The sequence below is a fragment of the Roseateles sp. P5_E11 genome (assembly GCF_054049355.1).
The window spans coordinates 1-804 of record NZ_JBFUMO010001128.1; the positions used below are offsets into that span (position 1 = coordinate 1).

Consider the following 804-nt stretch of genomic DNA (forward strand, 5'->3'; position numbering starts at 1 on the left):
CCTTCTTCCAGGCCCGTGATGAAGACGGCGTCGAACTCCAGGCCCTTGGCCGAGTGAACGGTCATTAGCTGTACGGCATCCTGGCCCGCCTGGGCCTGGTTGTCACCGGCCTCCAGCGAGGCATGCGTCAGGAAGGCCACCAGCGGCGACATGATCTCGCCCGTCTCCGCGTCGGGCACCGAGCCCGGCGTGCCCGTGGACTGCACGCTCGGAGCCACTTCGTCCACCGGCAGGCCGACGGCGTTCTTGCCGAAGCCCTCCTGCATGACGAAGGCCTCGGCGGCGTTGATCAGTTCGTCCAGGTTCTCCAGCCGCTCGGCGCCGTCCTTGTCGGTGCGGTAGAAGTCCAGCAGGCCCGAGGTCTCCAGCACCTGCTCGATGATCTCGCGCAGCGTCATGCCTTGCGTCAGGTTGCGCGTCGAGTCGATCAGGTTGGTGAAGGCGACCAGATTGGCGCCGCCCTTGCCGGTGATGGCGCCCACGCTCTGGTAGAGGCTGCGGCCGCTGGCCTTGGCGGCGTCCTGCAGGTTCTCCAGCGTCTTGGCGCCGATGCCGCGGGTCGGGAAGTTCACGACGCGCAGGAAGCTGGTGTCGTCGCTCGGGTTCTCCAGCAGGCGCAGATAGGCCAGCGCATGCTTGACCTCGGCGCGCTCGAAGAAGCGCAGGCCGCCATAGACGCGATACGGGATGCCCGAGTTGAACAACGCCGACTCGATGACCCGCGACTGCGCATTGCTGCGGTAGAGGATGGCAATCTCCTGCCGGTCCATGCCGCCGCGGTGCAGGCTCTGGATCTCCTCGATG

1 protein-coding gene is annotated in these 804 nt (G+C 66.8%); it reads right to left on the reverse strand.

What is annotated here, in order from left to right:
* The coding region (locus ACXJKR_RS33860; protein WP_457326593.1) for a 3'-5' exonuclease at positions 1 to 804 on the reverse strand (804 nt) is incomplete at both ends.